Source organism: Pseudomonas sp. R5(2019), assembly GCF_009905435.1.
Classification (GTDB): Bacteria; Pseudomonadota; Gammaproteobacteria; order Pseudomonadales; family Pseudomonadaceae; genus Aquipseudomonas.
The window spans coordinates 52,529-78,459 of sequence record NZ_JAAAMT010000025.1; the positions used below are offsets into that span (position 1 = coordinate 52,529).

Sequence of the window (25,931 nt, forward strand, 5' to 3'; positions counted from 1 at the left end):
AATGCCTGATACCCTTATTCCGTTCGACATGGCGGCGCTACTCGATAACGACGAAGCCGTGAGCGAGTATCTATCCCAGGTTCTGGCTGATGGAGACACCGACGAGCTGATTCGTGCAGTTGGCCATGTAGCCAAAGCGCGTGGAATGGCGCAAATAGCCAAAGATTCTGGCTTGGGTCGGGCCAGCCTGTACAAAGCATTCGCACCTGGAGCCAAGCCTCGCTTCGATACGGTTGTCAAGGTGATGCGGGCGATGGGTATCGAATTGCACGCGGCCGTGGCGCACAGTTGAGCGGGTATCGAGGGCGCACCTGAGAAGCGCACTCTGCTCGATAAATTGCCCCAAAAACACAAAGGGCCTGCATGAGAAACCTCACGCAAGCCCTTGATATGTATGGTGCCCGAAGCCGGAATCGAACCGGCACGCCCTTACGAGCGGGGGATTTTAAGTCCCATGCGTCTACCAGTTTCGCCATTCGGGCGGTAGCGCTGTACAGCGGTCAGACGCATTCTGCGATGAATGTGGCGATCACTCCTAATAACGATTAGGAAGATCCGCCGTGCGCGTGACAAGCGCTCGAATATATACAGATGAACGCCATGAATCAAGCCCAAATCTGCTATCGCGCCTCCCCCAACCCCGCTCAGACATTGAAATAAATTCCTTGAAAATCAATCGCGTGTAGCTCAAGCCCGCAGGATCTGCGAGCCATGACACATCTACCTGAACTCTGCTCGACTAGCTCGAGTCCACTTCCCAACAGGCTTTTGTTTTCATCCTCCACGTTGGGAGCAGCACCATGACCGACTACCCCAAACCACCGCCCCCCTCCCGGGCCCAACGGGTACCGGGCATCCAGATTAAAATGGAGCTCTACCCCATACGGGTTAACAGCGTGGCGCCCGGGCCGATCTGGACGCCGCTGATCGTGTCGACCATGCCGGAAGAAACCGTGAAAAACTTTGGGGTCAACGCACCACTGGGTCGGCCAGGCCAACCAGTGGAGGTGGCGCCGATTTATGTGCTGCTGGGCTCGGACGAGTCCAGCTATATCTCGGGATCGCGTTACGCGGTTACCGGGGGTAGACCCATTTTGTGGGCACCAAGCCAAACGAGCGCATCCAGTGCTCTCGTTTGGCGCACAAGGGCTCAGTCATTGGGAAGCGGCATGTCCTCGTCATCCGGTATCCCGTCACCGGTCGCCGGGTCCCGGCCACTGTGAGGCTTTTCTCGGGTGACGACGTCAGGCCGGGCCAGAGGATCGGACTTGATGGACTTATCAAGCTTCTTTTCGGCATCCTCTGCTGCTTGCCCTGGCTTGGACGAGGCGCTTTGGTCCTCGAAACTCGAATCGGTCGACATAGGCACCTCTGTGTTGAGGCCTCAGTACTTGAGGTCACCCAGCGGGTCATAAGGTTTCGTGGGTTTCTTGTCTTTCTCTACATCGGGATCCAGGGGCGCCCTGGCCGGGCCGATCGGGTCGACCTGTGGATCGCCGACGTCCGGCGAGTCCGGGTCGAATCCCAAATCCTTGTCACCCGAACCGTGTTCTGAAGAATGAGGGCCCGTGGGAGTGTTGGCGCTCATGGTCGCCTCCTGGTCACACATTGAAGAGAGGTTTCACTTCATAAGAGGCTCGCACCGCAATTTCGTGCGGTGCGGCTGACCAGTGGCGTATGCCGCTTCGTAAATGCAAAGGGGAAGCACCGCAAAACCTGTAGAGACTCAGCGCTGCTTGCGGCCCGCCAGTTCGATCCACGCCGGCGCATGATCGCTCGCATGCGGCTCATTGCGCACCCGCGCGTCGACGCCTGCGTTTTTCAGATAAGGCGCCAGGGCGGTATTGAGCAGCAGGTGATCGATGCGTAGCCCTGAGTTTTTCTGCCAGTGCTGGCGGAAGTAGTCCCAGAAGATGTAGACCCGCTTCTCGGGGTATAGATGACGTATCGAGTCGACCCAGCCCTGCGCCAGCAGGCGCTGATAGCAGGCGCGACTCTCCGGTTGCAGCAAGGCATCCTTGAGCCATGAGCGAGTGTTGTAGATATCGAAATCGGTGGGCACCACGTTGAAGTCGCCGGCCAGCACCATTGGGTGCTCGCTGGCCTGCAATGGTTCGGCATACGCGATCAGATGCTCGAACCAGGCCAGCTTGTAGTCGAACTTCGACCCGGGCTGAGGGTTGCCGTTGGGCAAGTACAAGCAGCCCACCAACACTCCGTGCACCGCCGCCTCCAGGTAGGGGCTCTGCAAGTCGTCCTCGGCGCCCGGCAAGCCGCGCCGGGTTTCCAGCGGCTGCGTATCGCGAGCCAGAATCGCCACCCCATTCCACGACGCCTGCCCATGGTGCAGCGACCCGTAGCCGGCTGCCTCGAAGTCGGCTACGGGAAACTGCTTGTCCTGCGCCTTGAGCTCCTGCAGACAGACAATGTCGGGGCGCTCCCGCGCCAGCCACTGCAATAGGTTTGGTAAGCGGGCGCGCAGACCGTTGATGTTGAAGGTGGCGATTTTCAGCGCTTTCATCCTCGATCTCCTCGCAACACCGCTCACTCGATGGCCGGGCTGCTTTCATCTTCATGACCCGGAGCGGCCAGGCAAAGTCAGCTCAGGTGATGAGCGGTCTGTCGGAGCGCGAAAAACTTGAAACCCTCGGCACCGATACGTATCCATACCCTTATGAGTGAGAGTGGTTCACGCGCTGTGTATCAGGACTCCGCCATGAAACCGCACGTCATCGGACTGTTTAGCGAACCTACCGATGCCTGGCGGTGGACGCACTGCTGATCGCAAGTGCGTATTCCACCCATCTGCTGTTCGTCGGCCTACCCCACTTCATGCGCATCGTTCAGAACCGTGGAATGCTCTACTCCACCTGCGTTTGGGGCGTGGGACTGTTGGTTCTGGTGACCATACTGGCTGGCATGATTCTGTTCTGGTTCAACGTGCTGACGCCTGAATATATTCGGCCTGCGACGTTGCCATGAGGAGCTGATGCCTGCCGGAAAGGTTTAAGCGAAAACTGCGGAACTCATCCGTATTTCTGCGGAAACGATTCGAAAAATCGTAGGCATGAAAAAACCCCGTAGACGTTAATCTACGGGGTTTCCAATAGTGGAGGCCGAGGTCGTAATCGAACCGGCGTAGGCGGATTTGCAATCGATAGACAGATCCTTTGTGGCTGCGGCTTTGAGTCCGATCCGCGTCCCAAAACTTTTCCCAAGTTACCCGCCTACAGTTTGCAGAGTCTTCAACATGTCAGCACCGCTCTCAATGTGCTTGTAACAGTCCCCCTCTACGTAGTAGTTGAGGCGCAGCACGTTTAGACAGTCCTCAAGGAGACTATCAGTAAGAAAGCGCAGTTCCTGAAAACCAATCTCCGCGTCACCAGGGTTGTCCAGAGCGCAGCATGCCCCTCGGACCGCTACCCAAATAGCTCCTCTGTGAACTTCTGCGCCAGCGTCTCAATGACCTCGGCATGCGGTGCGCACACCAGCATGGTTCGAGATCAGCGGAATGAGATGGCGAGACAATTTCACGTTACAAATAATTACGGTACTCTCGCCGCTTTGCTTTACATCCTCCAATTTTGAGAGTGAGTTCTTAATCATGGACGACCAGTCGGGCCTCCCGCGTCGTGGTTTTCTTAAAACACTTGGCAGCTTGACTGTTGGTCTTGCAGCCTTCCCTGGTTTGGCATCAGCCCAGGTGGGAGCACCGTCTCGAGTAGCCGGTGCCAAATACATGGGCGGGTTCATTGCTCCGAAACTCGACAAGGTCAAAGTGGCCATCATCGGCGTCGGAGCTAGGGGGCCAACCCACGTTGAGCAAGTCGCAGCTTGTGAAGGCACCGAAATTGTGGCCATCTGCGACCTCTATGAAGACCTATGCAACACCTCGAAAAATATTGCACTGAGAGCTGATCCCGAGCGCCATAAGGATGTGAAACTTTATTTTGGCGACAAACACGAGTATCGGAAAATGCTCGCCGAAACAAAGCCAGATGCCGTCTGGATCGCCACCCCATGGGAATGGCATGCACCGATGGCTATTGATGCGATGAATGCCGGTGCCCACGCATTTGTAGAAGTGCCGATGGCAACCTCAATAGAGGAACTGTGGAAGATCATCGATACGTCCGAAAAAACCGGTCGCCATTGCATGATGCTGGAAAATGTCAATTACGGGCGCGAAGAGTTGATGTTCCTGAACATGAGCCGCCAGAACGTCTTCGGCGAAATTCTGCACGGCGAAGCAGCATATATTCACGAACTTCGTGACCAGATGAATCAGGTAGAAGCTGGCCGCGGCAGCGGGTTCTGGCGGGTCCATCACAGGGCTGGAACTGACGGCAACCTTTATCCAACTCACGGTTTGGGGCCAGTGGCTCAGTACATGAGCCTTGCTCGCGGTGATGATAACTTTCGCCGCCTGGTTTCGTTCTCATCCCCAGCGAAAAACAACCAGCTCTATGCCAGAGAAAAATTCAAGCCGGATTCTCCTCTCAACCAAATCGACTTCAGCACAGGTGCCGATATAAACACCTCGGTCATCAAGACTGCGCAAGGCCGCACGATCATGATTCAGTGGGACGAATCTACCCCGCGCCCTTACAGCCGTCTCAACCTCATCCAGGGCACTCACGGCGTCGGCGCTGGCTTCCCTAACCGATTAGCATTGAATTATTGCTGGAACAACGCGACACCCGCGCTTCGTAAGCTTCTCAATCTGCCTGAAGACAAACCGGATCAAGGTTCGGATTATCACTCCTGGATCGAGGGAGGCGGATTTAATGCGTTTTACGAGTACTTTGACCATCCCCTCTACAAGCGCATGGCGGCGATCGGCCTCAAATACGGGGGCCACGGAGGCATGGATGCCATCATGAATTTCCGAATTATCGAATGCCTTCGCGAAGGCATGACCCTCGATCAAAACGTCTATGAAGGTGCTTTCTGGTCTTCTGTTGCCCCACTGTCTCGTAAGTCAGTAAAAGAAGACGGGATGCCGCAGAACTTTCCGGACTTCACGCGCGGCAACTGGAAGACCACGAAGCGCCTGGAAGTCGTCATCTGATTTCATCAACGAATGGAGTCACCTCTGACCAGACACCGATGATCGCTCAGTACCGTGATGCCAGGTCGGCAAAGACAAGGGCGAACAGGGAGATCGCCCTGCTCTCTCACATCTTCAATACTGCGCGGGAGTGGGGCCTCATGCACAAGGAAAACCCGTGCTACGGAGAAGGTCTACCGACGTGTCGAGACGATCGCGAAGCCACCAACATGAGAGAGCTTTGGGACTCTGCCATTTTCGTGCGCACAAGAAAAAACCCCGTAGACGTTAATCTACGGGGTTTCTAATAGTGGAGGCCGAGGTCGGAATCGAACCGGCGTAGGCGGATTTGCAATCCGCAGCATAACCATTTTGCTACTCGGCCTCAAACACCTAAAGCACTAAACAACCGACTCTAGATGCATTAAACGCTGGAAATGAAAGAGATCTAAATCTCTATCTATCTCTTTGAAAGTATTGAAGTTTTTTACGCTTCCTGCCTTTCGATGGACGCAATTATGTACTCATTCGCAGAGGCTTGCAACCCCTTGATTTTAAAAAAATTGCCCCCTCCCTTCATGCATGAAAAGACGGCCCCGGTTGTGAATCCACACCTATCGAGTCAGCTTCACGTTGCAGTGCACTTAGGGTCAGTCGCTGAACCAAAGCAGCCTGCGCCACTTCCGTGCCCTACCGATGCTGTTCATCTGTTGCAGGTACTCTTGATCGTGCGTTGCCTCCACCACCTCGATCTGGTCATAAAACGGCTGATTCATCGCTGCAAATTCAGCCACGTGCTGCTGAAGAAAATCCACCCAAAAATCCCGCGCCGCAACCGACGTGACCAGGCGCGGGGTACTTTCGGCAGCACGGTGGCGATTGCGCGTTGAGACATCCAGCCCCCCCTTCGACCGCTTGCGCCTCATCAAAGTTATAAGGCTAAACACAATTACGATCGCCAATCCGCAGCAACCATCACAGATAGGATAAGATGACGGTTATAAGACTGAGCATGAGAAGTCCCCCCATGACAGACAACACCCCCCGTCTGATCAAGAAATATCCAAACCGCCGCCTATACGACACACACACAAGCAGCCATTTGACACTGGCGGACATACGTCAGTTGGTGGTCGACCGAGTTCCCTTTCAGGTGGTCGACGCCAAGACCGGCGAGGATCTGACTCGAAGTATCCTGCTGCAGGTCATTCTGGAAGCTGAAAGTGATGGAGTTCCCATCTTCTCCACTGAGATGCTCATGGGCGTCATCCAGTTTTATGGTCCCTACCAGGATGTGCTTGGCAGTTACCTGGATAAAAGCATCCAGGCGGTCCTCGACATCCAGAAGCAGACCGGCGCGCAATCTTCCGTGGCGTGGAGCGAATTCATGCACCAGCAAACGCCGGTCATGCAGGACTTGATGCGTCAATATGTCGACCAGTCAAAGGCGCTCTACCTGAACACGCAGAATCTCTTCGGCATTTTCGGCGGCACATCGCCAAGCCAGCCAGGTGCCGGACGCAAAAAAAATGGCGATGAGGAGTAACCTCATCGCCATCGGTACTGCTGCTGCGAATATAGCGCTACTTAGTTAGAGCCTGCTGCCTTGCCCGGTTTGCCAGCCGCTGCGTTGGTCGCTGCTTCAAAGCCGGTCTTGGCAAGCTCTGCGGCCTGTTTGGCGGCGTTCTGTGCGTTCTCGTAAACGCTACCGGCGTTGTCCAGCGTCGATTTGAATGCCGCAACCGCGGGCTGGGAACCTGCCGGGGCGTTCTTGCTGATCACGTCAACGAACTCTTTCACCTGATTGATGCCCGCTGCCACCTGAAGCTCGGCCAGTTTGGCAACGTCTGCCTGGGTGCCGGAAATCAGCTCTTGAACCTGACGGTTGTACTCGACCAGACGTTCGGCTTGTACATTAGGCTTCAGCAGCGAGGCTTGCAGTTCCGCAAAACCTTGCGCATCACGTACCGCCAACAGCTTGCGCAGGCTCTCGAACTGCTCTTCGCTGGTGGTGCGCAGCGCTTTGAATTGCAGTTGGCTGAACTGCTCAACGCTGGCGAAGACTTTGCCGCTGATTTGCTGCAGCAGGTCAAGGTTGGCTTTCTGAGCTTCTTGAAACTTTTCTGCGTTGAAAAAAGTCATGCGTGAGTCTCCCTGGATAGAAGGCCGATCAGGCCAGAAACGCGACAGCAGTTCTTTCGAGTCATCGCGATTGACTTTATAGTGCAACGCACAAATTCCTCTGGCAACCCTTTTTTGTGCGGCGCACAAAAAATCTTTGCTCATCACGCGACTATTCGCTATAAAACCCCCCAGCACTACTCTTCGAAGCCAAGCCAGCATCCTCAGGCAATGGCCATGGCAGTCAACCATTCCGGACGCGCCACCCCAGGAGATACTCATGGGCCAGAAAGACTCTGTTGCATCGCAAGATAACCATTTCGCCACACAGCAAAACCTGGCGAATCATCTGGGGCAGGTCCGGCATCTTAATACCCGCAACATCCTTGATGCCTTGCACAAGCGCCAGGAAAAAACGCTTGCCCCTCTGCGTCATGGACTGCTCGAGCAACCCAGCTTCAACGACTGGCTGGAATATTTCAACGACTTGAGCCAGCGAAGCGTGCTGTTCTGGGACACCTTGCGCCAACGTGGTGACAACACCCTGGCTCACCAACACGCCGGGTATCCACTGCTGCTCAAGTTCGACCATGAGACGCTGGTCAATGGCGCGGACCTGCCCCACCCGGTCAACTACTCACTACTGCGCATCCTTCCGGGGCCTGAACAAAAGGTCGACAGCACCAGCCGGCCGACCATCATCATTGACCCACGCGGTGGCCACGGCTCTGGCATCGGCGGCTTCAAGGAAGACTCGGAAATTGGCGAAAGCCTGAGAGCCGGACACCCCACCTATTTCATCGCCTTCAGTCATTCGCCAGAACCTGGGCAAACCCTGGACTACATTACCGAAGCCGAAGCCCACTTCATCGAGGTCGTCAGAGCGCTCCATCCTGCCAGCCCCAAGCCCGTCGTGATCGGCAACTGCCAGGCAGGCTGGGCGCTGATGAGCCTGGCTGCCGTGCGGCCAGAACTTCCGGGCTTGCTCATCATCAATGGCGCCCCTTTGTCGTACTGGGCCGGTGTGAATGGGCGCAATCCGATGCGTTATGCCGGTGGCCTGCTGGGTGGCGCTTGGGTAACTCGCCTGGGCAGCGACTTGGGCAATGACCGTTTCGATGGGGCCTGGCTGGTCAGCAATTTCGAAAACCTGGACCCGGCCAACAGCTATTGGGGCAAGTACTATCACCTGTTCCGAGACGTCGACGATGAGGCTGCACGTTTCCTCGACTTCGAACGCTGGTGGGGCAGTCCGACCCTGCTCAATGGGGACGAGATCGAGATGATTGTCGACGACCTGTTCATCGGCAACCAACTGTCCGGCGGTCCTGGTCGCAAGAGCACCGGCCTTGACCTGAAACGGATCGAAGTACCGGTGGTCGTGTTCTGTTCTTACGGCGATAACATTACCCCGCCACAGCAGGCGCTGGACTGGATCAGCGACGTCTATCCCAGCGATCTCGCCTTGCGCGCCGCCGGACGCACTATCGTCTATCTGCGACACGCCAGCGTTGGTCATCTGGGGATCTTCGTTTCCGGCAAGGTTGCCCGACGCGAGCACCGGGAATTACTGGGGGCTGTCGAAGCCATCAATGCGTTACCGGCAGGCCTGTATGAACTGCTGATCGACGACGTACCCGATCCAGCGGACAGTGACAGCCTGGAATACTCTGTGCGCTTCGAGCCGCGGCGAATCGCCGATATCCACGGCGATAGCAAGCCGACACGCGACAGCGAGCAAGAGTTCACCTTGGTAGACCGTGCCTCGGAGGTCAACAGCGCGCTCTACAGCTGGTTCGTACGCCCTTTCATGCGCCAGGTGATCAATGAGCCAACGGCTGAAGTGTTGCGCAAGGCGCATCCCTTTCATCAGCAACAGGTGGTCTGGAGCAGCCTGAATCCAGCACTGTGGTGGCTTGCCGGGACCGCCGACCTGGTCCGCAATGACCGTCGCACCATACGCCAGGACAATCCGTTGCTGGCCTGGCAGGATCTATTCTCCAATCTGGTGCACGATACCCTGAACGCTTTTCGTGATGTGCGCGATGCAGCCCAGGAGTTGTGTTTCTACAGCGTCTACAGTGCGATGGACGCCCTGACCAGCAGGCCGACTACAAGAAATCTCGAAGAGCCGACCAGCCTGCAGGACAAAGCACTGCTTGCACGCCTGCGCGAGGCGCTGCCCCACGGCGGCAGACTGGATGCGCTTGTTCGGATCCTGTTTCTGCTCGGACGCAACAGCGACAAAATCGGCAAGCGACGCATCGAACAATGGATTCAGCATGGCCATGCTCTGGCCTTGAAGCACGCCATCAACACCACTTCCCTGCGCGAAACCCTGCAACTGCAGAGTCTACTGGTCTTCGCTCACCCCGAGGAAAGCCTTCGCAGCCTGCCGTTGCTGCTCCCCCAAATCGAAGACCGACAGGAAGTATTGGCCACGGTGGCGCAGTGGGTGCCCGAGCTGCTGTCAGCTGAAGGAGCTACAGGGGGACTCTGGCGTGAGCTGCATACACTGCTCGAAGTGCCCCTGCCAGTCCCTGGCCTGAATGAACCGCCCGCCCACTCCACCGCTGAAACAGACATGCCGACCGCGGAGCCGGTAGAGCCTGTGCAACTGGCGGAGCCGGTAGAGCAGGTAGAGCCTGTGCAACTGGCGGAGCCGTTAGAGCCTCTGAAACTAGCGGAGCCGGTAGAGCCGGTAGAGCCTGTGAAACCGGTTGAGGAACCTGCACCTCAGGCATCGCAGCCGATTATCGAGACGGCATCCGTGAACGAGGAACAGCCAACGGCCCCCGCGACATCACCGATGCCCGCCCCCAAAGCCTCAGCCAATCCCTCGACGAGCAACACGAAGAAGACCAGCAGAGTCAGAAAACCAAAGACCCCAAGCAAGCCCAAGCAATAGCGGCATGCATCAGCCGGCCAGCCGGGGGGCATCCTCCTGCTGGCCCTTCAGAGAAGCTTCATCGAACCGATATCTGCCAGGCGACATGCCGAACCAGCGGCTACAGGCTTTATGAAAACTGCTGTGATCATGGAACCCGAGCAGATACGCCACATGCTTGATGTTGTAATGTGAGTGACACAGATAGAAGGCAGCCATTTTTCGACGCAGATCGTTCAAAACGTCCTTGTATTGCGTGCCGTCCTTCTCCAGTGCTCGTTGCAGCGTTCGCTTGCTGATATTGAGCGCTGCAGCTACCGACTCCATGTCATACGGCCCTTGTCCGAGACTCAAACGTTGATTGAGCAGCGAGCGAATCCTCCCAACAATCGTGAAGCCGCGCATTTGATCCAACTGCGCCTCGGCAAAACTGTCATGGAAGCTGGCCAACATCTCATTGGCCATCGTCAGCTGATGCAGCAGATCCCGCCCGTCGAACAAAATGCTGTCATACGCAGCGCCGAAAACCAGAGGGCAATCAAAAAGCCGTTGATGCTCGGATATATCCGCAGGCTGCGGGTAGGTGAACGCAACACTCAAGGCTCGCGGCACGAGCCCACCGGTAAGCCAGCGACAGATACCGAGCAACGAAGCCAGTCCGGCATCGGTGTACTGCCGGGGTTTGACGCAGTCCTCTTGCTGCAGATGCAGCGCGGCCAGGCGGTAATTCTGCTCTTCCTGGACAAAATAAAGACTGGATCCGGAACCGATCAATGGACTGAATCGAACCAGGCGCTCAAGGGCCTTCTTCAGATTCAGGCTGGACATCATGGTGTAGCCAACGATCTGAAAGCTGCCTGGATGGACATGACCGTAAGACTTGAAGCCGATATCCGGATCTTCGGACTCTCTCGCCGCCAGCTCCCAAAGGCGGTAAATGACGGACCTGTCATAAGAGGCTGTCGGCTGACACAGGAGCTCCCTATCCAACCCTGCCGCCTGACACAAATCAACCACATTCAATCCATGAGCTGAAAGCGTATTCAATAGCACACCGGCATAGCCTGCACTCACTTTATACATAGTTCCCTCAATGACTTACGGAGCCGAACAACCGTTGCAATTTCACCTAAAATTCACATTAAAACCTTAAGAGATGTAACTTTTATTACAGTTTGATGCAAGCCATCCGCACTCACTTTTCTGCCCACGACCCAGAAATCGTCGAGGTTGCAGCAAAAGTGCCCATGGCACCGATGGACACCAATCAGTCATCCCTGAACACTTCCGCCAGCCCCGCCGATACGGAACAATGAATCATCTTGCACCGCACAAAAGGGAAGTCGTTATGGGTTCTACTAGCCGTATTGCAGTGGTAACAGGCGGGATGGGTGGCATCGGTACGTCCATCAGCCAGCGCCTCCATAAAGAAGGGTTCAAGGTAGTCGTCACCTGCAGTCCGAATTCCAGCCGCAAGAATGATTGGCTGCCCATTCAACAAAAAGCAGGCTACGACTTCGAATGCGTCGAAATGGATGTCACTGACTGGGAATCAACCAAAAACGCACTCAAACAAGTACACGAAGAGTTCGGCCCAGTCGCCGTCCTCGTCAACAACGCCGGCATCACCCGTGACGCATCGTTTCGCAAGCTGACTCCAGAGGACTGGAACGCCGTAATCGGTACGAACCTGACCAGCTTGTTCAACACCTCCAAGCAAGTCCTTGACGGCATGCTGGCCAACGGTTGGGGGCGCATCATCAATATCTCCTCGATCAACGGCCAACGCGGCCAGTTTGGTCAAACCAACTATTCCGCGGCCAAAGCAGGTATCCATGGCTTCACCATGGCCCTGGCACGCGAAGTTTCCGGCAAGGGTGTAACGGTCAACACCGTATCCCCAGGCTACATCCAGACCGACATGACCGCGGCGATCCGCCAGGACATTCTCGACACCATGATCGCTGCCACGCCAGTGGGCCGCCTTGGCCGTCCTGAAGAAATCGCATCGATCGTGGCTTGGCTGGCCTCCGAGGAATCAGCCTACAGCACTGGCGCCGATTTCTCGATCAACGGCGGGATGAACATGCAGTAACCCGGCCCGGGGTAGAAATACCCCTCGTTCGACAATCTTTATCTTTCCCATGAGGTTTTGCATGAACGAAGTCGTAATCGTTGCAGCTACTCGTACCGCTATCGGCAGCTTCCAGGGTGCCTTGTCCGAGATTCCTGCAACCGAGCTTGGCGCCGCTGTGGTTCGCCATCTCCTGGAGCAGGCCGGTGTCGAGGCCAGCCAGGTCGATGAGGTTATCCTGGGCCAGGTTCTCACTGCAGGCGCCGGGCAAAACCCCGCTCGCCAGACCGCGATTAAAGCCGGTCTGCCGAATACCACCCCTGCTCTGACCTTGAACAAGGTCTGCGGGTCGGGTCTGAAAGCCGTGCACCTCGCCGTCCAGGCGATTCGTTGTGGTGACGCCGAACTGGTGATCGCCGGCGGTCAGGAAAACATGAGCCTGAGCCCCTATGTCCTGCCCAAGGCACGCACCGGCCTGCGCATGGGCCATGCGCAACTGGTCGACAGCATGATCCAGGACGGATTGTGGGACGCCTTCAACAACTTCCACATGGGCATCACCGCCGAAAATCTGGCGCAAAAGTACAGCATCACCCGTGAGCAACAAGATGCCTTCGCCGCCGCCTCGCAACAGAAGGCTGCCGCTGCCCTTGAGAGCGAGCGCTTCAAGAGCGAGATCACCCCGATTCTGATTCCGCAGCGCAAGGGCGACCCGCTGGTCTTCGACCGCGACGAGCAACCGCGCGGCGACAGCACCGCACAAGCATTGGCAAAACTCAAACCTGCCTTTCAGAAAGACGGCAGTGTGACCGCCGGTAACGCTTCAACCCTCAATGACGGCGCTGCGGTGCTGTTGCTGGCCAGCGCTGCCAAGGCCCAAGCCCTGGGCCTGCCGATTCTGGCGCGCATCAAAGCCTACGCCAGCGCAGGTGTGGATCCAACGATCATGGGTATCGGCCCTGTTCCGGCCACCCGCCTGACTCTGGAAAAAGCCGGTTGGAATCTGGAAGACCTGGATCTGATCGAAGCCAACGAAGCCTTTGCCGCCCAAGCGCTGGCAGTGGGCCAGGAACTGGGTTGGGACAGCAGCAAGGTCAACGTCAACGGTGGTGCGATTGCACTTGGCCACCCGATCGGCGCGTCAGGCGCTCGGATTCTGGTATCGCTGGTGCATGAACTCGTTCGCCGCGACGGCAAGAAAGGTCTGGCGACCTTGTGCATCGGCGGCGGTCAAGGCGTTGCTCTGGCAATCGAGCGCTAGCCAACACGGGCGGGCATCCCCCGCCCCCACCTTTCGACTGTCGTTGAGCCGCACTCGGCCTGAGTGCGGCTTTTTCCTGACTGCCACACCTTTCCAGGCAAGGTGCTCCATGGACAATCCTCATACATTCTCTACTTACTGGTCTGGCCAAGTCCCTTTTATTGCTTCTTGTGCGCTGCAACAACTGCGTCTTTGGGTCAGCAACAACCCCTGGTTTGCCGGGCACGAACACAGCGCCTGGTTCAACCTGCCTGCCAGCACGCTTGACCGTCTTCAATTCGAGTACCAGATTCAGTGGGCTCAGCTCGGTCAGAAATTGCTGACCGGACAACCGTTCAGCTTCGATGATCGGCGCTTCTCCAGCGCTAACTGGAACAATCCAGTGTACGGTTCGATGGCCGCTTTCTACCTGCTCAATGCAGGCTTTCTCCTCAAACTGCTCAACGAACTGGCCGTTGAAGAAGAGAAGCCGCGCCAACGTCTGCTTTATCTGGTGGAGCAAGCCATCGCCGCGGCCGCGCCGAGCAACTTTTTGGCCAGTAACCCTGATGCCCTTCAGCGTGCCGCAGAGACTCGAGGTGCCAGCCTGGTCACCGGCCTGCAACACTTGGCCAGCGATCTGCAGGAAGGGAAGATGCGCCAGTGCGATAGCGCCGCCTTCAAGGTTGGCGTCGATCTGGCCACCACACCCGGTGAGGTCGTTTTCGAAAACGATCTGTTCCAACTCATTCAGTACTATCCGCAAAGCGAAACCCAGTATCGGCGCCCGCTATTAATCGTTCCCCCGTCGATCAACAAGTACTACATCCTGGACCTGCGACCGGAAAACTCGATGGTTCGGCACCTGCTGGAACAAGGGCATCCGGTGTTCCTCATGTCCTGGCGCAATTTCGACCAGACAACTGCCGACAAAACCTGGGATGACCTGGTTCAACACGGCGTCATCACTGCCCTGCAGACGACTCGGGCGATCAGTGGCGAGCAGCAGCTCAACTGCATGGGCTTCTGCATCGGCGGCACTTTGCTGAGCAGCGCCCTGGCCGTACTCGCAGCACGCGGTGACAAGGAGATCAGCAGCGTCAGCCTGCTGACCACGTTCCTGGATTACCTCGATACCGGGCCGATCAGCGTATTCGTCGACGAAAAACTGGTGGCCTACCGTGAGCGCACCATCGGAGGCCTGGACGGCCCCATCGGGGTTTTCCGTGGCGAGGACATGGGCAATACCTTCTCCATGCTGCGCCCCAATGAGCTGTGGTGGAACTACAACGTAGACAAATACCTCAAGGGTCAGAAACCTATCCCACTCGACCTGTTGTTCTGGAACAACGACAGCACCAACCTGCCTGGCCCCATGTACTGCTGGTACTTGCGCCATACGTATCTGCAGAATGACCTCAAATCAGGGGAGTTGGACTGCTGTGGCGTGAAGCTCGACTTGCGCGCCATCGACGCCCCCGCCTACATTCTTGCCACCCATGATGACCATATCGTGCCGTGGCGCAGTGCCTACGCCAACACGGCAATACTCAGCGGCACCAAGCGCTTTGTGCTGGGGGCTTCCGGGCATATCGCCGGCGTCATCAATCCACCGGCCAAGCAGAAGCGTCACTATTGGACCAACGACGAAGTGTCGGAAAACCCCGACACCTGGTTCAGCAATACCCAGCAGCACCCTGGCAGCTGGTGGGATGACTGGTTCTCCTGGTTGGCGGAACGTGCGGGCGAACGCAGCCCGGCCGTGGCGGATCTGGGCAATGCCCAGTACCCTGTCGTGGAACCGGCACCAGGCCGATATGTAATGCAGTGACAGCGCGTCAGGCCTTCTTGAAATGGTAAAAACACGCCGGTAAGCAGAGCCTACCGGCTTGGAATTCAGAAAGGATAAGGCTGATCAGAAGGCTCTACCGTGCAGCTACCCATGGCGAACGCCGGTTTAGGGTGGGTAGTGCCTGGATTCGTTGTAGCGGTTTGCACGTACCTGACGGACGCTTGGTCAGGCCCTAGAATCGGGCGAATACTGAACCCAGACGACTCATCAAACGCCGGCAGGCTCGCCCGCCGGCTGCCAGCACAGACTACAGAGACGGTTCCTTGTCCAAAACCCGGAAGGCCTTGGCAGGATCGTCGTTCGCCGACACCTGTTTCGGGCGATGGAACTTCCAGCCAAACAGCGCCACCACGATATAGCAGGGTGTCAGCACCAAATAGGAGTAGTGGGTGGCGAATCCATCGGCAATCAGCCCCATGATCGGCGGGATGATCGCCCCCCCCGAAACTCCGAAGACCAGCGCTGCGGCACCTCGCTTGGCGTTAGCTCCCAGACCTCGCATCCCCAGGGCGAAGATGTAGGCATAAGTCCCGCCACAACCGAAGAAGCTGATGACCAAGGCTATGGTCGATACCCGTGGGATATCCAACGCAATCAACACGGTGAGCACGATGTTCAAGGTCGCAAACAACGTCAGAATTAGGTGAGACGGCATAAATCGCAACAGCAGCGTAGACACGATATGCCCAGCCAGGAGCATTGCCATGCCGACCGATAGCAGGTAGGCACCATTTGCCGAAGTGAGACCTGGCCAATTTTCCACAGCGAAGTTAATGAACAGCGCCCCCAAACCAATCTGCGCCCCCACGTTTAGCCACTGAGCAACGGCAGCCCAGAGGAAATGCCGCTGCTGGAGCAATGGAAGCGCTGACGCTTCTGGCATTACCGCACTTGACGCCACGGGCTTGGCCTCCGGCATCCAGATACGGCTGTAGATAAGGGCGAACAGCAGCACGCCGACGCCTACGGCGGCGTAGGTCAGTTCAACTGTGTGCAGGCCAGACCTGTCGCTGGGGTCGAGATCGAAAAACAGTGCTCCACCAATGATTGGCCCGATAAAGGCACCGGTGGCGAAAAAGCACTGGGCAACTTTAATACGGCGATCACCACCGTCGGGTGTGCCCAGAAGCGTGACATAGGGACTGGCCGTGGCCTCGATCATGCATAGGCCGCTTGCCAGAACGAACAAAGAGACCAAAAAAGCGATGAATGTTTGAGACACGGCAGAAGGAATAAACAAGAATGCGCCGAAGGCATACAAACCCAATCCGAACAGCACCGTTCGCTTGAACCCGTACCGTTCCATCAGTCGTCCTGCCGGCCAAGACATCACGGCATAAGCGCCAAAGTACGCAAACTGCAGTAAGGTGCTCTTGGCCTTGTCAATGTTCAGGGCTTCCTGAAAATGCTTGTTCAGCACATCCAGCAACCCGTAGGACAAGCCCCACAGCAGGAACAGCAAGGTTGTCATGACCAGCGGCCAGAACAATCTGCGCCCTTGGGTATCAAGTTTCACGCTCGACAATACGTCATTTGCTGAAGCCATTTTTGTTTACTCTCATCGAATCATGCCGTTCACCACCACACTCGATACATGCTGGTGGCGTGGTACGTAAGTGGAATCGTCTGTTGTTCTACAGGCTGGTTTCAAACTTCAGCCCGGCTACCCAGGCGTCGTTCACGGCACTGACACCCCCTGGCCGAGCAATGAACTGCAGGTTCGGCCGGACGGTCAGCCAGCGGGTGGCCGCAATGCCGTAATAGATTTCGACGTTTGTTTCCGAGCCTTGCGGGGGTAAAAACGCAGGGTCGTTGTAGTCAGAAAGGCCGTTGATCTCGTTGTCCAATTCCTGGCGAGCGCGATAACGGTCATTAACATGGATGTTTGCCAGCCCGAGGCCAATCTCATCGTCTGGACGCGAATCGAATGGGCTGGTGTAGAACGCTCCAACCTGGATATAACGGCTGATCTTGCTGGTTGCCTTGTCATGAACTGTGCCGTTGGCAAACAGCGTTAGCCCACGAGCCGGGTGCACGGGGTCCCGGTACATTTGTTGCTGAGCAACTATCCAGGCACCATACTTGCCGTCATGCGACTTTGCCTGCGCCGTGCTCGACGGCTGTGCTTGGCCATCCTCTGCCCGATAGACATCATCGGCAGTGGCGCTGCTGCGGTAGGCGCCGATGCGATACTCACCTGGTAAATTTTCCGCACCCAGCCTGATCTGATGCACCAACTCTATCGGAACCAGCACGCCTCGATTACCACTGCCGCTGAGCTTGAAACCATTGCCCGTTTCCAGGTAGGACGGATTCTGCTCATAGATACCTACTTGCAAGTCAGTTGAATCGCCAAGCGCCATCTTGACGCGACCACCCCACTGGCTGACTGGCCAAGTGTAAATAATGTCGCCTGCCCAGTTACCGATCTGCGCGCCGCAGAATGCCAGGTTTTGGAATTTACACGAGAAAGTGCCGAAGTCTTCGTTGACGGTTACCCGGCCAAACTTAAAATCCAAATCGCCATCAAAAAAGGCTTGCCGATACCACGCCTGAGTCAGCCGCCAAGTTTGCCCTCGTCCATAGATTTCCTGGACAGAACTCAAAGTCCCCGTGCGCGGGTCACCGATTCCCTCGCCACTCAGATTATGGCCAGTTCGTTCAGTAATAGTCAGCTGAAATTCGGCATCCGACCAGCCAAAGATCTTTTGCAGATCCAACGTCGTACCCAGCATCAACTGATCGGCATAGCGCGCAGTAGTTCGATCGCTGTAACCACCCGCGACATTAGAAGCCACTTCTCCGGTATATCCTATATTGAAGGTGTAGCCATCGTTCTGCAGCGTTTTTCGCAGCCCTCCCCAGTCGCCAAGCATCCATGCTGAATCGTGCTCGAAAGCAGCCTGGGCTGCCGCGTTGTAGGTCAAAAGACTGGTCAGAATGGGCAAAGCGAGTACGTATGGGCGCTTTCGAGAAGCGCCCGTGTCGAGGGTCATCATTTGAACTACCCATTATTGTTGTTGTAATGAAATGGCTGCTAATTGCAATGATCCAGACGTTTCCTTCGCCCAGCCTCTATCGCTTAAGGCCCGCGTTTTGCCGGCGGCAGCATAATTAACCCTGCCGCAAAGGCATCACGCCAACCTTGCCTTGTTACCAACTCCGTTGTTTATTCAAAAGTTATTGCGCAAACACCGGCCGCGGCGCATGAGCAGGAATGAGCCCAGCCTCCGCCAGCTCCTGCCACATCGCTGCAGGTGTTGGCTGCTGGATGGCGGCGCCATTCTGCTGTACTTCAGCAGTCGATTTACAACCTTGCAGGACACAGGAAACGGCCGGGTGGGCATAGACAAATTGCACGGCAGCCTGTGGCAGTGCCACATCGTAATGACGGCATATCGACTCGATTCTCATCACCCGTTCAATAATCTCAGGCGGCGCTTCCATGTATTCGAACGTTCGTGTCATACCCGTCGCGCCGCCCCCCAGGATCCCCGAGTTGAAGACGCCGGCAGCAATGACGGCGATGTGACGCTTTTGCATTTCGGGGAAGAAGTCCGTGAGGGCGCCATGATTGAGCAGCGAGTAGCGGCCAGCCAGAAGACAGCAATCAAGATTGAACTCGCCAGCCATCTCGAGCACTGCTGCGGTCTCGTTCACGCCGATACCTATTGCCTTTGCTGCACCGCTGCGACGAAGTTCATCCAGCGCCTTCAGGCCGCCCATACGCAACTGCTGCCAATAGCGAGAATTTGCCGATTCGTCGTGGGTTACACGGCCAATATCGTGAATGTACAAAATTTCGAAACTATCCAGTCCGAAACGCTGACAGCTGTCTTCAAACGAACGCATCACACCGTCATATGAATAGTCATATTCCTGGATCAGCGGGGGTGCACCCTTCCATTGAATCGCGACTTCGGGCTCCGCCAGTGCAGCATTCAGGCGTGACTTTGGCTTGAGTAATCGACCCACTTTAGTGGAAAGCGTTATGGAATCGCGCAACCGATTTTCGCGAACGATCTGACCAAGCCGTAACTCGGCCAAACCAGAGCCATACATAGGGGCGGCATCGAAGTAGCGGATTCCCGACTCATAGGCCGCCAGGACAACCTTCTCGGCTTGGTCATAGGTACAGTCGCCACCGAACCCGGCCAAAGGAACGGTGCCGAGTCCGAGAGAAGATAATGCGACGCCTGTATTTCCGATTGTTGTTGTTTTCATGAGATTCCCTCGGCGATCAGCGTTTGGCGAACTGGGCGGCAGTGCTTTGGTACACACGCCGGGCCATCTCATCCAACGGCAATTGACGATGCGAGCGAGAGAGAATTTCTACTCCGTAAGTACCCTGCCAACCGGCATTTTCGACGGCCCTGATAAACGCAGGCACATCAAGCCCGCCCTCGCCGCACAGCTCACGATGGTGGATGGTCTCTTCCCATAGATCCTCGACCTGAGGAACCGCAGGTGCGTCATCCAGTTCGACTGCACGGATGAAGCGCGAAGGAATGCGAGCAATGTCAGCGTACGGAATGCCGCAACGAGCAATATGCCAAATGTCCAGCAGCAGACCACCGTTTGGCTGATCCGCCTCTGCAACCACGGCCAATGCGTCGTCAATAGTCTTGATATTGGTGAACGGCATAATCTCTAGCACCACATCAGTGCCCGATCGGGCCGCTTGCTGGCAAAGCTGAGCGAACTCGTCGCGCAGGAGGGAAAGTTCAGGGGCCGGCTCGTCTAGCCCTCCAATCACCTTGATATTGCGAATTCCAAGCTCAGCACTGAGCATCAGCATGTCCTGACGCATCACATCGGATAGGGCACGCTTTTCACCTTGTGCAAACCAGTTGAGCAACAGCTCTATCTCAAGCGTCTTGATACCACTGCCAGCAATGATCCTTTTGAGTTCCGACATACCCAGTTGTTCGAGGGACCACATGATATCGCTGTGTTGCAGACCAAAGCCTGTAAAGCCGGCGCGCGCGGCGGCGTTAAGGCGATCCTCAAGTGGATACGGGCTAATTTCCGTTGGCCCTAAAGGATAGATATCACCCGACAAAGCGAAATAAGAGATCAGGAGATCGGCGGAGGCAGGCATGGCAATTCCTTATTCTAAGGTTCAATCGGCACGAACAAGTTCGTTGCGATACCCAATGGTATACAGACACCATCAGAAGAGAAGCTCGCCACAGGATCAACACTGTGGAGCTTGAGTCTACCCTCCTTAAAAGGCGATTCCGCGCATTGACATCATTAGGAACCCACATCAAAAATGCTCTCACAGCGCATCCGCTGTGAGGAGTAGTATCCTGATGCACAAAAACAACATACCGCCCCGCCAAGCGTACTCCGTCCTTTCGGCCCAACGAGGTCGCCATGCGTCATACTGACCAAGCCATGAACGGTATTGTTATTTTCGTGTCGGTCGCTCGCGCCGGAAGTTTCACACAAGCCGCAGCACAACTGGGAATTACTAAATCCGCAGTCGGAAAAAGCATTACACGACTGGAAGAACGACTGGGCTTGAAATTATTCCACCGTAGTACTCGGCAACTGACCCTGTCGGTAGACGGTGAGGAATACTTTGCTAGTTGCGCCAATGCGCTGGATGAAATTGCGGAAGCAGAAGAAACACTTTCATCAAAACAGCGCACGCCCAGCGGGCGTTTACGAATAGATATGCCGGCAGCCTATGGCAGGCAAGTGATCCTGCCCATCCTGTTCAACATGGCCAAGAAATATCCAAAATTACAGTTTGCAGCGACATTTACCGACTACTACATAGACCCTATCGAAGAAGGCGTGGATCTGCTAATTCGTTTTGGAGACTTGCGCGATTCCAATGGACTGATCGCTCGCCGCCTTACCACTCAACGGCAAATTATTTGTGCATCACCGCTGTATTTACAGAGCCAAGGTTGCCCGCAATCGCTCGACGATTTGGCCAAACACCATTGCATCGCGGTTTATCGACGCGGTCACCAACAGTTCTGGAGTGTCTGCGCCGATCAGGAAGACACCAGCAAGATACTGGTACCTGCCGCCTATTTGCTCAGCGATGGAGACTCCATAGTTGAAGCCGCCCGCCAAGGCCTTGGGCTCTGCCAAATGCCCGAATTCATGCTGCGATCCTACCTGGACTCTGGTGAACTTATAGAAGTGTTGTCAGCATTCGCTCCCAGGGATCTGGAAGTACACGCCGTTTGGCCCAAGGCTCGAAACTTACTGCCAAAGGTCAGGCACGTCGTCGACGAATTGATAAACGAGTTAAAGTGAACTACGGGCGTCCAGGTCTGTGGCTTTCGCACTCCCTGCATCATAGATTTTCAAGGGCGTAGAAGGGTCTTGGCGACCCTCCTCTGGACGCTGGACGGAATCGTCAGGCGTGCGCTCGCCAGCCCAACTGACCACGTGCCTGCTGCAGGTCGGCGTGCAGATCATGGTTCCAAAGCCAGTCGAAGCGCTCTTCGAGTGTCTTGCCCAGCAAGGGCTCGTTGTCGGTCACAGCGGGATCGCGCAACTCGTAAAGCTCCCCGGCTTCCCAGGATGTGCGTTGCACTCGGCAAGCACGCGGCCGGCGAATGGCGTCGTAAGCCTCAAGTACCGCCTTGGGCGAGCTGGCGAGTACCTGCGGATCAGCCAGCAGTCGGGCCAGCAGCCAGGCATCCTCCAGCCCCTGCCCTGCTCCCGCGCCTTGATGCGGTAACATGGCGTGCGCAGCGTCGCCGATCAGCCCTACTCGCCCATGCACGTAACCCGGCAACTCATCGAGTTCATGCAAAGCCCAAAGGGTTGGTGCGGGAATGCATTCAAGCAGTACACGTGCCGCATCGCCCCAGCCGGAGAACGCGGCGAGCATTTCTGCCTGGCTGGCATTTCGAACCCATGGCGCGTCGCTTGGCCAGGACGGATCGGGTCGGCTGCGATCGGAGATGAAGGCCACGACGTTGATCAGCCGGCCTTGCTTTACCGGGAAGGTGAGGATGTGGGCATCGAGCCCCAGGTACATCTGCGGCACATCAATCAGATGTTCGTCAACGCCGCGGGCACGATAGGCTTCGCGCAACTGTTGGCTATCGATCATCCCGCGGTAAGCGCAAGTCCCACTGAAGCGCGGTGCCACCAATGGTTGGCCGAGTCCTTGAAGAACGTGGTCACGAATCGAGGATTTGATCCCGTCGGCACCGATCAGCAAATCGCAGCTGTACTCACTGCCATCGGTGAAGAACACTCGTGCCTGGTCGGCATGCTGTTCGACACGCAGCGCACGCTTGCCAAATTGGGCGATGCCCTCCGGCAACTGGCTGGCCAGCGCATCGAGGAAGTCCGCGCGGTGCACGGAAGACTGCCCCACGCCGTCGGCCACGCTGGCACCGAGGTAACCGGCATCTTCGCCCCGGCGCCATTCAAACCAGATGTCCTGCCAGGGATCAGGCGTGCTATCGGCAATCTGCCGATAAGGTTCAGCAATACCCAAACCTGCGATGGCGCGTACCGCATTGGCGCCAAAAGACACACCCGCCCCGACTTCGCCGAAGGCGGGAGCCGCTTCAAACAATTGAACGTGAAGATGGGAGTGACGGCACAGGTCCAGTGCCAGTGCCACGCCAGCGATGCCGCCGCCGACGATACCAATGTGCAGAGCAGAGGGAGAAGAATGCATAGCAAGGTACCCATGAGGCTGTTTGTTGTTGGAGTACCCAGATCATCGCCACTCGCGCTCTATTGATAAATACTGCAACTCCCATAAGCAGTATTACGACTGTGAATGTAGTGTTGGCGTGACTACAAAGGCCGGGTGAGAAGAGCGCAAACTCGCGATGAGCAGGCACTCGTTACTGTGACAAAGCCTGCTTTGTTGTTTTGCCCCGTCGGCTCGAGCTGGTCTGTCGCAAGAACACCAGAATGGCAATGGCTCCAACCAGACCCGGCACTGCAAACACCAGAAAGCTCGTCTGCAGTGGCAATGATGACGCATGAAGCGCACCACCCAGTATGGGACCAATGATTGCACCGGTACGGCCGATGCCCATCGCCCAACCCAGCCCGGTTGCACGAACCTGAGACGGGTAATATTGAACGGTACAAGCGTTGGCCAGAATCTGTGTACCGATGGTGCAAGCTCCGGCAATGGCGATCAGCAAGTAGAGGATCGGCAGCGCAGATTTGAGTGCCAACAGACTCAACGCTACCGCACCGCAACTGAAGAAGGCGAACAAGACCCTGGTAATGCCGATCCGATCACCCAGCCAGCCACCCGCAACTGCTCCGACAATTGCGCCGACGTTCAAGACGAGCAAAAACGCCAGGCTCGAATTCAAACCATACCCTGCGCTGGTCATGAGTTTGGGTAACCAGGAACTCAAGGCGTAAACCATCAACAGGCAGCAGAAAAACGCTAACCACAGCATCAGCGTGTTCAGCGTACGTCCCTCGCGGAACAACTCGGCAATCGACACGTTCGCATTGCGAGTGACGCTGTGATGGAGTTGATCGCTTGCGTGGGCGATATAACTCGGCTCGGCCTGGGTCAACAATGCCTGGGCCCTGGCCGTCTGGCCGGTACGCAACAGGAAATCCATTGACTCAGGCAATTGGCGCACCAGCAGCGGCAGTGTCAGCAAGGGAATCAACGCCACAAAGAACACAGCCTGCCATCCCCATTGCGGGATCAACAGCATGCCGAGCCCGGCTGACAACATCCCGCCCAATGAATAGCCGCTGAACATGATCGCAACCAAAGTGCTGCGGGACTTCTTCGGCGCATATTCATTCATCAACGCGACCACGTTAGGCATGACACCGCCTATCCCGAGACCCGCGATAAACCGACACAGCGCAAAGGCCTCAGGACTCTGCGCCAGGCCGTTGATTGCCGTGACACCGCTGAACAGCGTCACACACATCATGATGGTTTTACGTCTGCCAATCCGATCCGACAATGATCCGAAGAACAGCGCTCCCAGCATCATGCCCACCAATGCACAACTGCCCAGCGCACCAGCCTGCAATGACGTCAGCCCCCATTCGGCCATCAATGAAGGCAAGACGACCCCATAGATGACCAGGTCATAACCGTCGAAAATGATGATGATCGCGCACCAGAACAGCACGCGCGCATGGAAGGTATTGAAACGTGCCCCGTCAACCAGGGCTGATACGTCGATCGTACGCATGGCATTGCTCTTTTTGTCATTGTTATTGAGCCGAAGGAGCGGATGCCTCCGGTATTGCGCAGCGCCCGGACGTGGTCGAACTGCCGGGGTGAGCGGTTGTATTGCTTGGCCAGACCGAATCCTGCTTTCGGCCAAATAGAGCCGTGAAGCGTTTTCTCAAACACACCGTCGACTGATGATGGCCAAGTCATGAGTCGGGAGAAATGCAGCGACTCGAATACCCAATATTTCGAACATGAATAAACGTCGTTTTCTTTAAAAGCCGCGAAAGCCTCGCGATGGACGCACTCGTGTCGCGCTTGTTAGTCTTGTGCGACTTGCAGCGACCCTTTCAGAGCGGTGCAGAGCCAACAGACGAATGTCGGTTTATCGTCTTGATACCTGCCCATCTGCACGAGGCGTTATGGAACTACGTGACCTGGATCTGAATCTGCTGCTTGTGTTCAATCAACTGCTCATCGACCGCAGGGTATCGACTGCCGCGGACAACCTGGAACTGACCCAGCCCGCCGTCAGCAACGCGTTGAAGCGATTACGCACCACGTTGAACGACGAACTTTTCGTTCGTACCTATCAGGGAATGGAGCCGACGCCTTATGCGCGACAACTGGCAGAGCCTGTTGCGCTGGCAATCCAGACCTTGCGCGACGCCTTGAGTCGGCAAGACACGTTCGACCCGCTCAGTAGCAACCGTCGATTCACGATGGCAATGACGGACATCGGCGAAATCTACTTCATGCCACGGCTGATGGATGCCCTTGCGGCCCAGGCGCCAGGCTGCTCGATCAGTACACTTCGCGACAATTCCGATAGCCTGGCCGAAGGATTGCAGAATGGTGCAGTCGATCTGGCCGTCGGCTTGCTGCCGCACCTTCAAGCTGGTTTTTTTCAGCGCCGGTTGTTCCATCATCGCTACGTCTGCCTCTGCCGCAAAGATCATCCCGCCACCCGAGAACCCTTGTCGCTGGACCGTTTTTGCAGCTATGACCATGTTCGCGTCGTCGCGGCCAATACCGGCCATGGTGAGGTGGATAGCGTTCTGGCACGGGCGGGCATCGAGCGAAAGATTCGACTGGAAGTACCACACTTCGTCGCGGTGGGTCACATCCTTCAACGCACGGATTTGCTCGCCACCGTACCCGAACGCTATGCCACCAGCTGTGCGCAGCCATTTGGGCTCGCCATTCTGGAGCCACCGCTGGAGTTACCCAAGATCGAGATCAATCTGTTCTGGCATGCCCGGTACAACAAGGACCCAGCCAACCGATGGTTGCGCCAGCTCATGTTTGAGCTTTTTTCGGATCAATCATAAAGCTTAGCCGGACTGGGACACCCAGCACTGGTGGAATCGACTGGCATGTCGAGGAAGGCTACTTGCCCATCGACAATAATGCCGCCGAAGTGCGACACGAAGTCGCTTACAGAAGTTGTTCCCACTTGGAGGGAACCACCCGTGTCACCGGGTGAATCTAGAAGGCTGAATCAAGAGCGCCTTTGACAATGTAACGAGGCACCGCAAGGTGCGGGG

The 25,931-nt window shown here is 56.4% G+C and carries 21 protein-coding genes, 2 tRNA genes and 3 pseudogenes; 12 read left to right on the forward strand and 14 right to left on the reverse strand.

Going from position 1 to position 25,931, the window contains the following annotated elements; translation table 11 throughout:
- Position 1: 1 nt before the first annotated feature.
- Positions 2–292, forward strand: a complete 291-nt coding sequence (locus tag GUY40_RS16980) for an addiction module antidote protein (RefSeq protein ID WP_166570067.1) — start codon at positions 2–4, stop codon at positions 290–292.
- A 103-nt stretch (positions 293–395) separates the two neighbouring features.
- Here GUY40_RS16980 and GUY40_RS16985 read toward each other — a convergent pair.
- Positions 396–482: transfer RNA gene (locus GUY40_RS16985), tRNA-Leu, on the reverse strand.
- A gap of 396 nt (positions 483–878) precedes the next feature.
- Here GUY40_RS16985 and GUY40_RS28375 point away from each other — a divergent pair.
- Positions 879–1,097, forward strand: a pseudogene (locus GUY40_RS28375) (SDR family oxidoreductase); the annotation flags it as partial.
- 53 nt (positions 1,098–1,150) lie between these two features.
- On the opposite strand, the gene GUY40_RS16995 reads toward GUY40_RS28375, so the two are convergent.
- From GUY40_RS16995 to xth, 3 genes are all read right to left on the reverse strand, one after another.
- Complete coding sequence (locus GUY40_RS16995) at positions 1,151–1,363, reverse strand: hypothetical protein (RefSeq protein ID WP_166570068.1); 213 nt, start codon at positions 1,361–1,363, stop codon at positions 1,151–1,153.
- A gap of 21 nt (positions 1,364–1,384) precedes the next feature.
- Positions 1,385–1,588, reverse strand: a complete 204-nt coding sequence (locus GUY40_RS17000) for a DUF6021 family protein (RefSeq protein ID WP_166570069.1) — start codon at positions 1,586–1,588, stop codon at positions 1,385–1,387.
- 138 nt (positions 1,589–1,726) lie between these two features.
- Complete coding sequence (xth, locus tag GUY40_RS17005) at positions 1,727–2,521, reverse strand: exodeoxyribonuclease III (protein ID WP_166570070.1); 795 nt, start codon at positions 2,519–2,521, stop codon at positions 1,727–1,729.
- Positions 2,522–2,754: 233 nt separating this feature from the next.
- Here xth and GUY40_RS17010 point away from each other — a divergent pair.
- From GUY40_RS17010 to GUY40_RS28380, 3 genes and pseudogenes are all read left to right on the forward strand, one after another.
- Positions 2,755–2,982: pseudogene (locus GUY40_RS17010) on the forward strand (hypothetical protein); the annotation flags it as partial.
- 622 nt (positions 2,983–3,604) lie between these two features.
- Positions 3,605–5,071 (forward strand): Gfo/Idh/MocA family protein, encoded by a 1,467-nt coding sequence (locus GUY40_RS17015; protein WP_166570071.1) that lies wholly within the window; start codon positions 3,605–3,607, stop codon positions 5,069–5,071.
- Between the two features lie 38 nt (positions 5,072–5,109).
- Positions 5,110–5,238 (forward strand): annotated as a pseudogene (locus tag GUY40_RS28380) (integrase); the annotation flags it as partial.
- A 123-nt stretch (positions 5,239–5,361) separates the two neighbouring features.
- Here the strand turns inward: GUY40_RS28380 and GUY40_RS17020 are convergent.
- Positions 5,362–5,435: transfer RNA gene (locus GUY40_RS17020), tRNA-Cys, on the reverse strand.
- A gap of 265 nt (positions 5,436–5,700) precedes the next feature.
- A complete protein-coding gene (locus tag GUY40_RS17025; protein WP_166570072.1) occupies positions 5,701–6,012 on the reverse strand; it encodes a hypothetical protein in 312 nt (103 codons plus the stop codon).
- Between the two features lie 65 nt (positions 6,013–6,077).
- On the opposite strand from GUY40_RS17025, the gene phaR reads away from it, so the two are divergent.
- A complete protein-coding gene (phaR, locus tag GUY40_RS17030; RefSeq protein ID WP_166570073.1) occupies positions 6,078–6,596 on the forward strand; it encodes a polyhydroxyalkanoate synthesis repressor PhaR in 519 nt (172 codons plus the stop codon).
- A 41-nt stretch (positions 6,597–6,637) separates the two neighbouring features.
- On the opposite strand, the gene phaP is transcribed toward phaR, so the two are convergent.
- Positions 6,638–7,192, reverse strand: coding sequence for a TIGR01841 family phasin (gene phaP, locus GUY40_RS17035; protein WP_166570074.1), 555 nt, complete (start codon positions 7,190–7,192; stop codon positions 6,638–6,640).
- A 259-nt stretch (positions 7,193–7,451) separates the two neighbouring features.
- Here phaP and GUY40_RS17040 point away from each other — a divergent pair, with 259 nt between their 5' ends.
- Positions 7,452–10,079, forward strand: coding sequence for a DUF3141 domain-containing protein (locus GUY40_RS17040; protein WP_166570075.1), 2,628 nt, complete (start codon positions 7,452–7,454; stop codon positions 10,077–10,079).
- A gap of 9 nt (positions 10,080–10,088) precedes the next feature.
- Here the strand turns inward: GUY40_RS17040 and GUY40_RS17045 are convergent, their stop codons facing one another.
- The gene (locus GUY40_RS17045) at positions 10,089–11,141 is read right to left on the reverse strand and encodes an AraC family transcriptional regulator (RefSeq protein ID WP_166570076.1); all 1,053 of its coding nucleotides are present in this window, start codon (positions 11,139–11,141) and stop codon (positions 10,089–10,091) included.
- Positions 11,142–11,406: 265 nt separating this feature from the next.
- Here GUY40_RS17045 and phbB point away from each other — a divergent pair, with 265 nt between their 5' ends.
- The 3 genes from phbB (at position 11,407) to phaC (ending at position 15,203) form a co-directional block, all read left to right on the forward strand.
- Positions 11,407–12,153: an acetoacetyl-CoA reductase gene (gene phbB / locus GUY40_RS17050; RefSeq protein WP_166570087.1), complete on the forward strand. Its 747-nt coding sequence runs from the start codon at positions 11,407–11,409 to the stop codon at positions 12,151–12,153.
- A gap of 61 nt (positions 12,154–12,214) precedes the next feature.
- Positions 12,215–13,393, forward strand: coding sequence for an acetyl-CoA C-acetyltransferase (locus GUY40_RS17055; protein ID WP_166570077.1), 1,179 nt, complete (start codon positions 12,215–12,217; stop codon positions 13,391–13,393).
- A gap of 109 nt (positions 13,394–13,502) precedes the next feature.
- Positions 13,503–15,203 (forward strand): class I poly(R)-hydroxyalkanoic acid synthase, encoded by a 1,701-nt coding sequence (phaC, locus tag GUY40_RS17060; protein WP_166570078.1) that lies wholly within the window; start codon positions 13,503–13,505, stop codon positions 15,201–15,203.
- A 268-nt stretch (positions 15,204–15,471) separates the two neighbouring features.
- On the opposite strand, the gene GUY40_RS17065 is transcribed toward phaC, so the two are convergent.
- From GUY40_RS17065 to GUY40_RS17080, 4 genes are all read right to left on the reverse strand, one after another.
- Complete coding sequence (locus tag GUY40_RS17065; RefSeq protein ID WP_166570079.1) at positions 15,472–16,770, reverse strand: MFS transporter; 1,299 nt, start codon at positions 16,768–16,770, stop codon at positions 15,472–15,474.
- An 88-nt stretch (positions 16,771–16,858) separates the two neighbouring features.
- Positions 16,859–18,223: a carbohydrate porin gene (locus GUY40_RS17070; RefSeq protein ID WP_256675780.1), complete on the reverse strand. Its 1,365-nt coding sequence runs from the start codon at positions 18,221–18,223 to the stop codon at positions 16,859–16,861.
- 181 nt (positions 18,224–18,404) lie between these two features.
- Complete coding sequence (locus GUY40_RS17075) at positions 18,405–19,448, reverse strand: aldo/keto reductase (RefSeq protein WP_166570080.1); 1,044 nt, start codon at positions 19,446–19,448, stop codon at positions 18,405–18,407.
- Between the two features lie 16 nt (positions 19,449–19,464).
- Positions 19,465–20,325 (reverse strand): sugar phosphate isomerase/epimerase, encoded by an 861-nt coding sequence (locus GUY40_RS17080; RefSeq protein WP_166570081.1) that lies wholly within the window; start codon positions 20,323–20,325, stop codon positions 19,465–19,467.
- Positions 20,326–20,603: 278 nt separating this feature from the next.
- Here GUY40_RS17080 and GUY40_RS17085 point away from each other — a divergent pair, with 278 nt between their 5' ends.
- Entirely contained in the window at positions 20,604–21,503 is a 900-nt protein-coding gene (locus GUY40_RS17085; protein ID WP_166570082.1) for a LysR family transcriptional regulator, read from the forward strand.
- Between the two features lie 103 nt (positions 21,504–21,606).
- Here GUY40_RS17085 and salA read toward each other — a convergent pair whose 3' ends face one another.
- Both salA and GUY40_RS17095 read right to left on the reverse strand, forming a co-directional pair.
- Positions 21,607–22,890: a salicylate 1-monooxygenase gene (salA, locus tag GUY40_RS17090; protein WP_166570083.1), complete on the reverse strand. Its 1,284-nt coding sequence runs from the start codon at positions 22,888–22,890 to the stop codon at positions 21,607–21,609.
- A 172-nt stretch (positions 22,891–23,062) separates the two neighbouring features.
- Positions 23,063–24,403 (reverse strand): aromatic acid/H+ symport family MFS transporter, encoded by a 1,341-nt coding sequence (locus tag GUY40_RS17095; RefSeq protein ID WP_166570089.1) that lies wholly within the window; start codon positions 24,401–24,403, stop codon positions 23,063–23,065.
- 403 nt (positions 24,404–24,806) lie between these two features.
- Here GUY40_RS17095 and GUY40_RS17100 point away from each other — a divergent pair, with 403 nt between their 5' ends.
- Complete coding sequence (locus GUY40_RS17100) at positions 24,807–25,715, forward strand: LysR family transcriptional regulator (protein ID WP_166570084.1); 909 nt, start codon at positions 24,807–24,809, stop codon at positions 25,713–25,715.
- Positions 25,716–25,931: the final 216 nt, after the last annotated feature.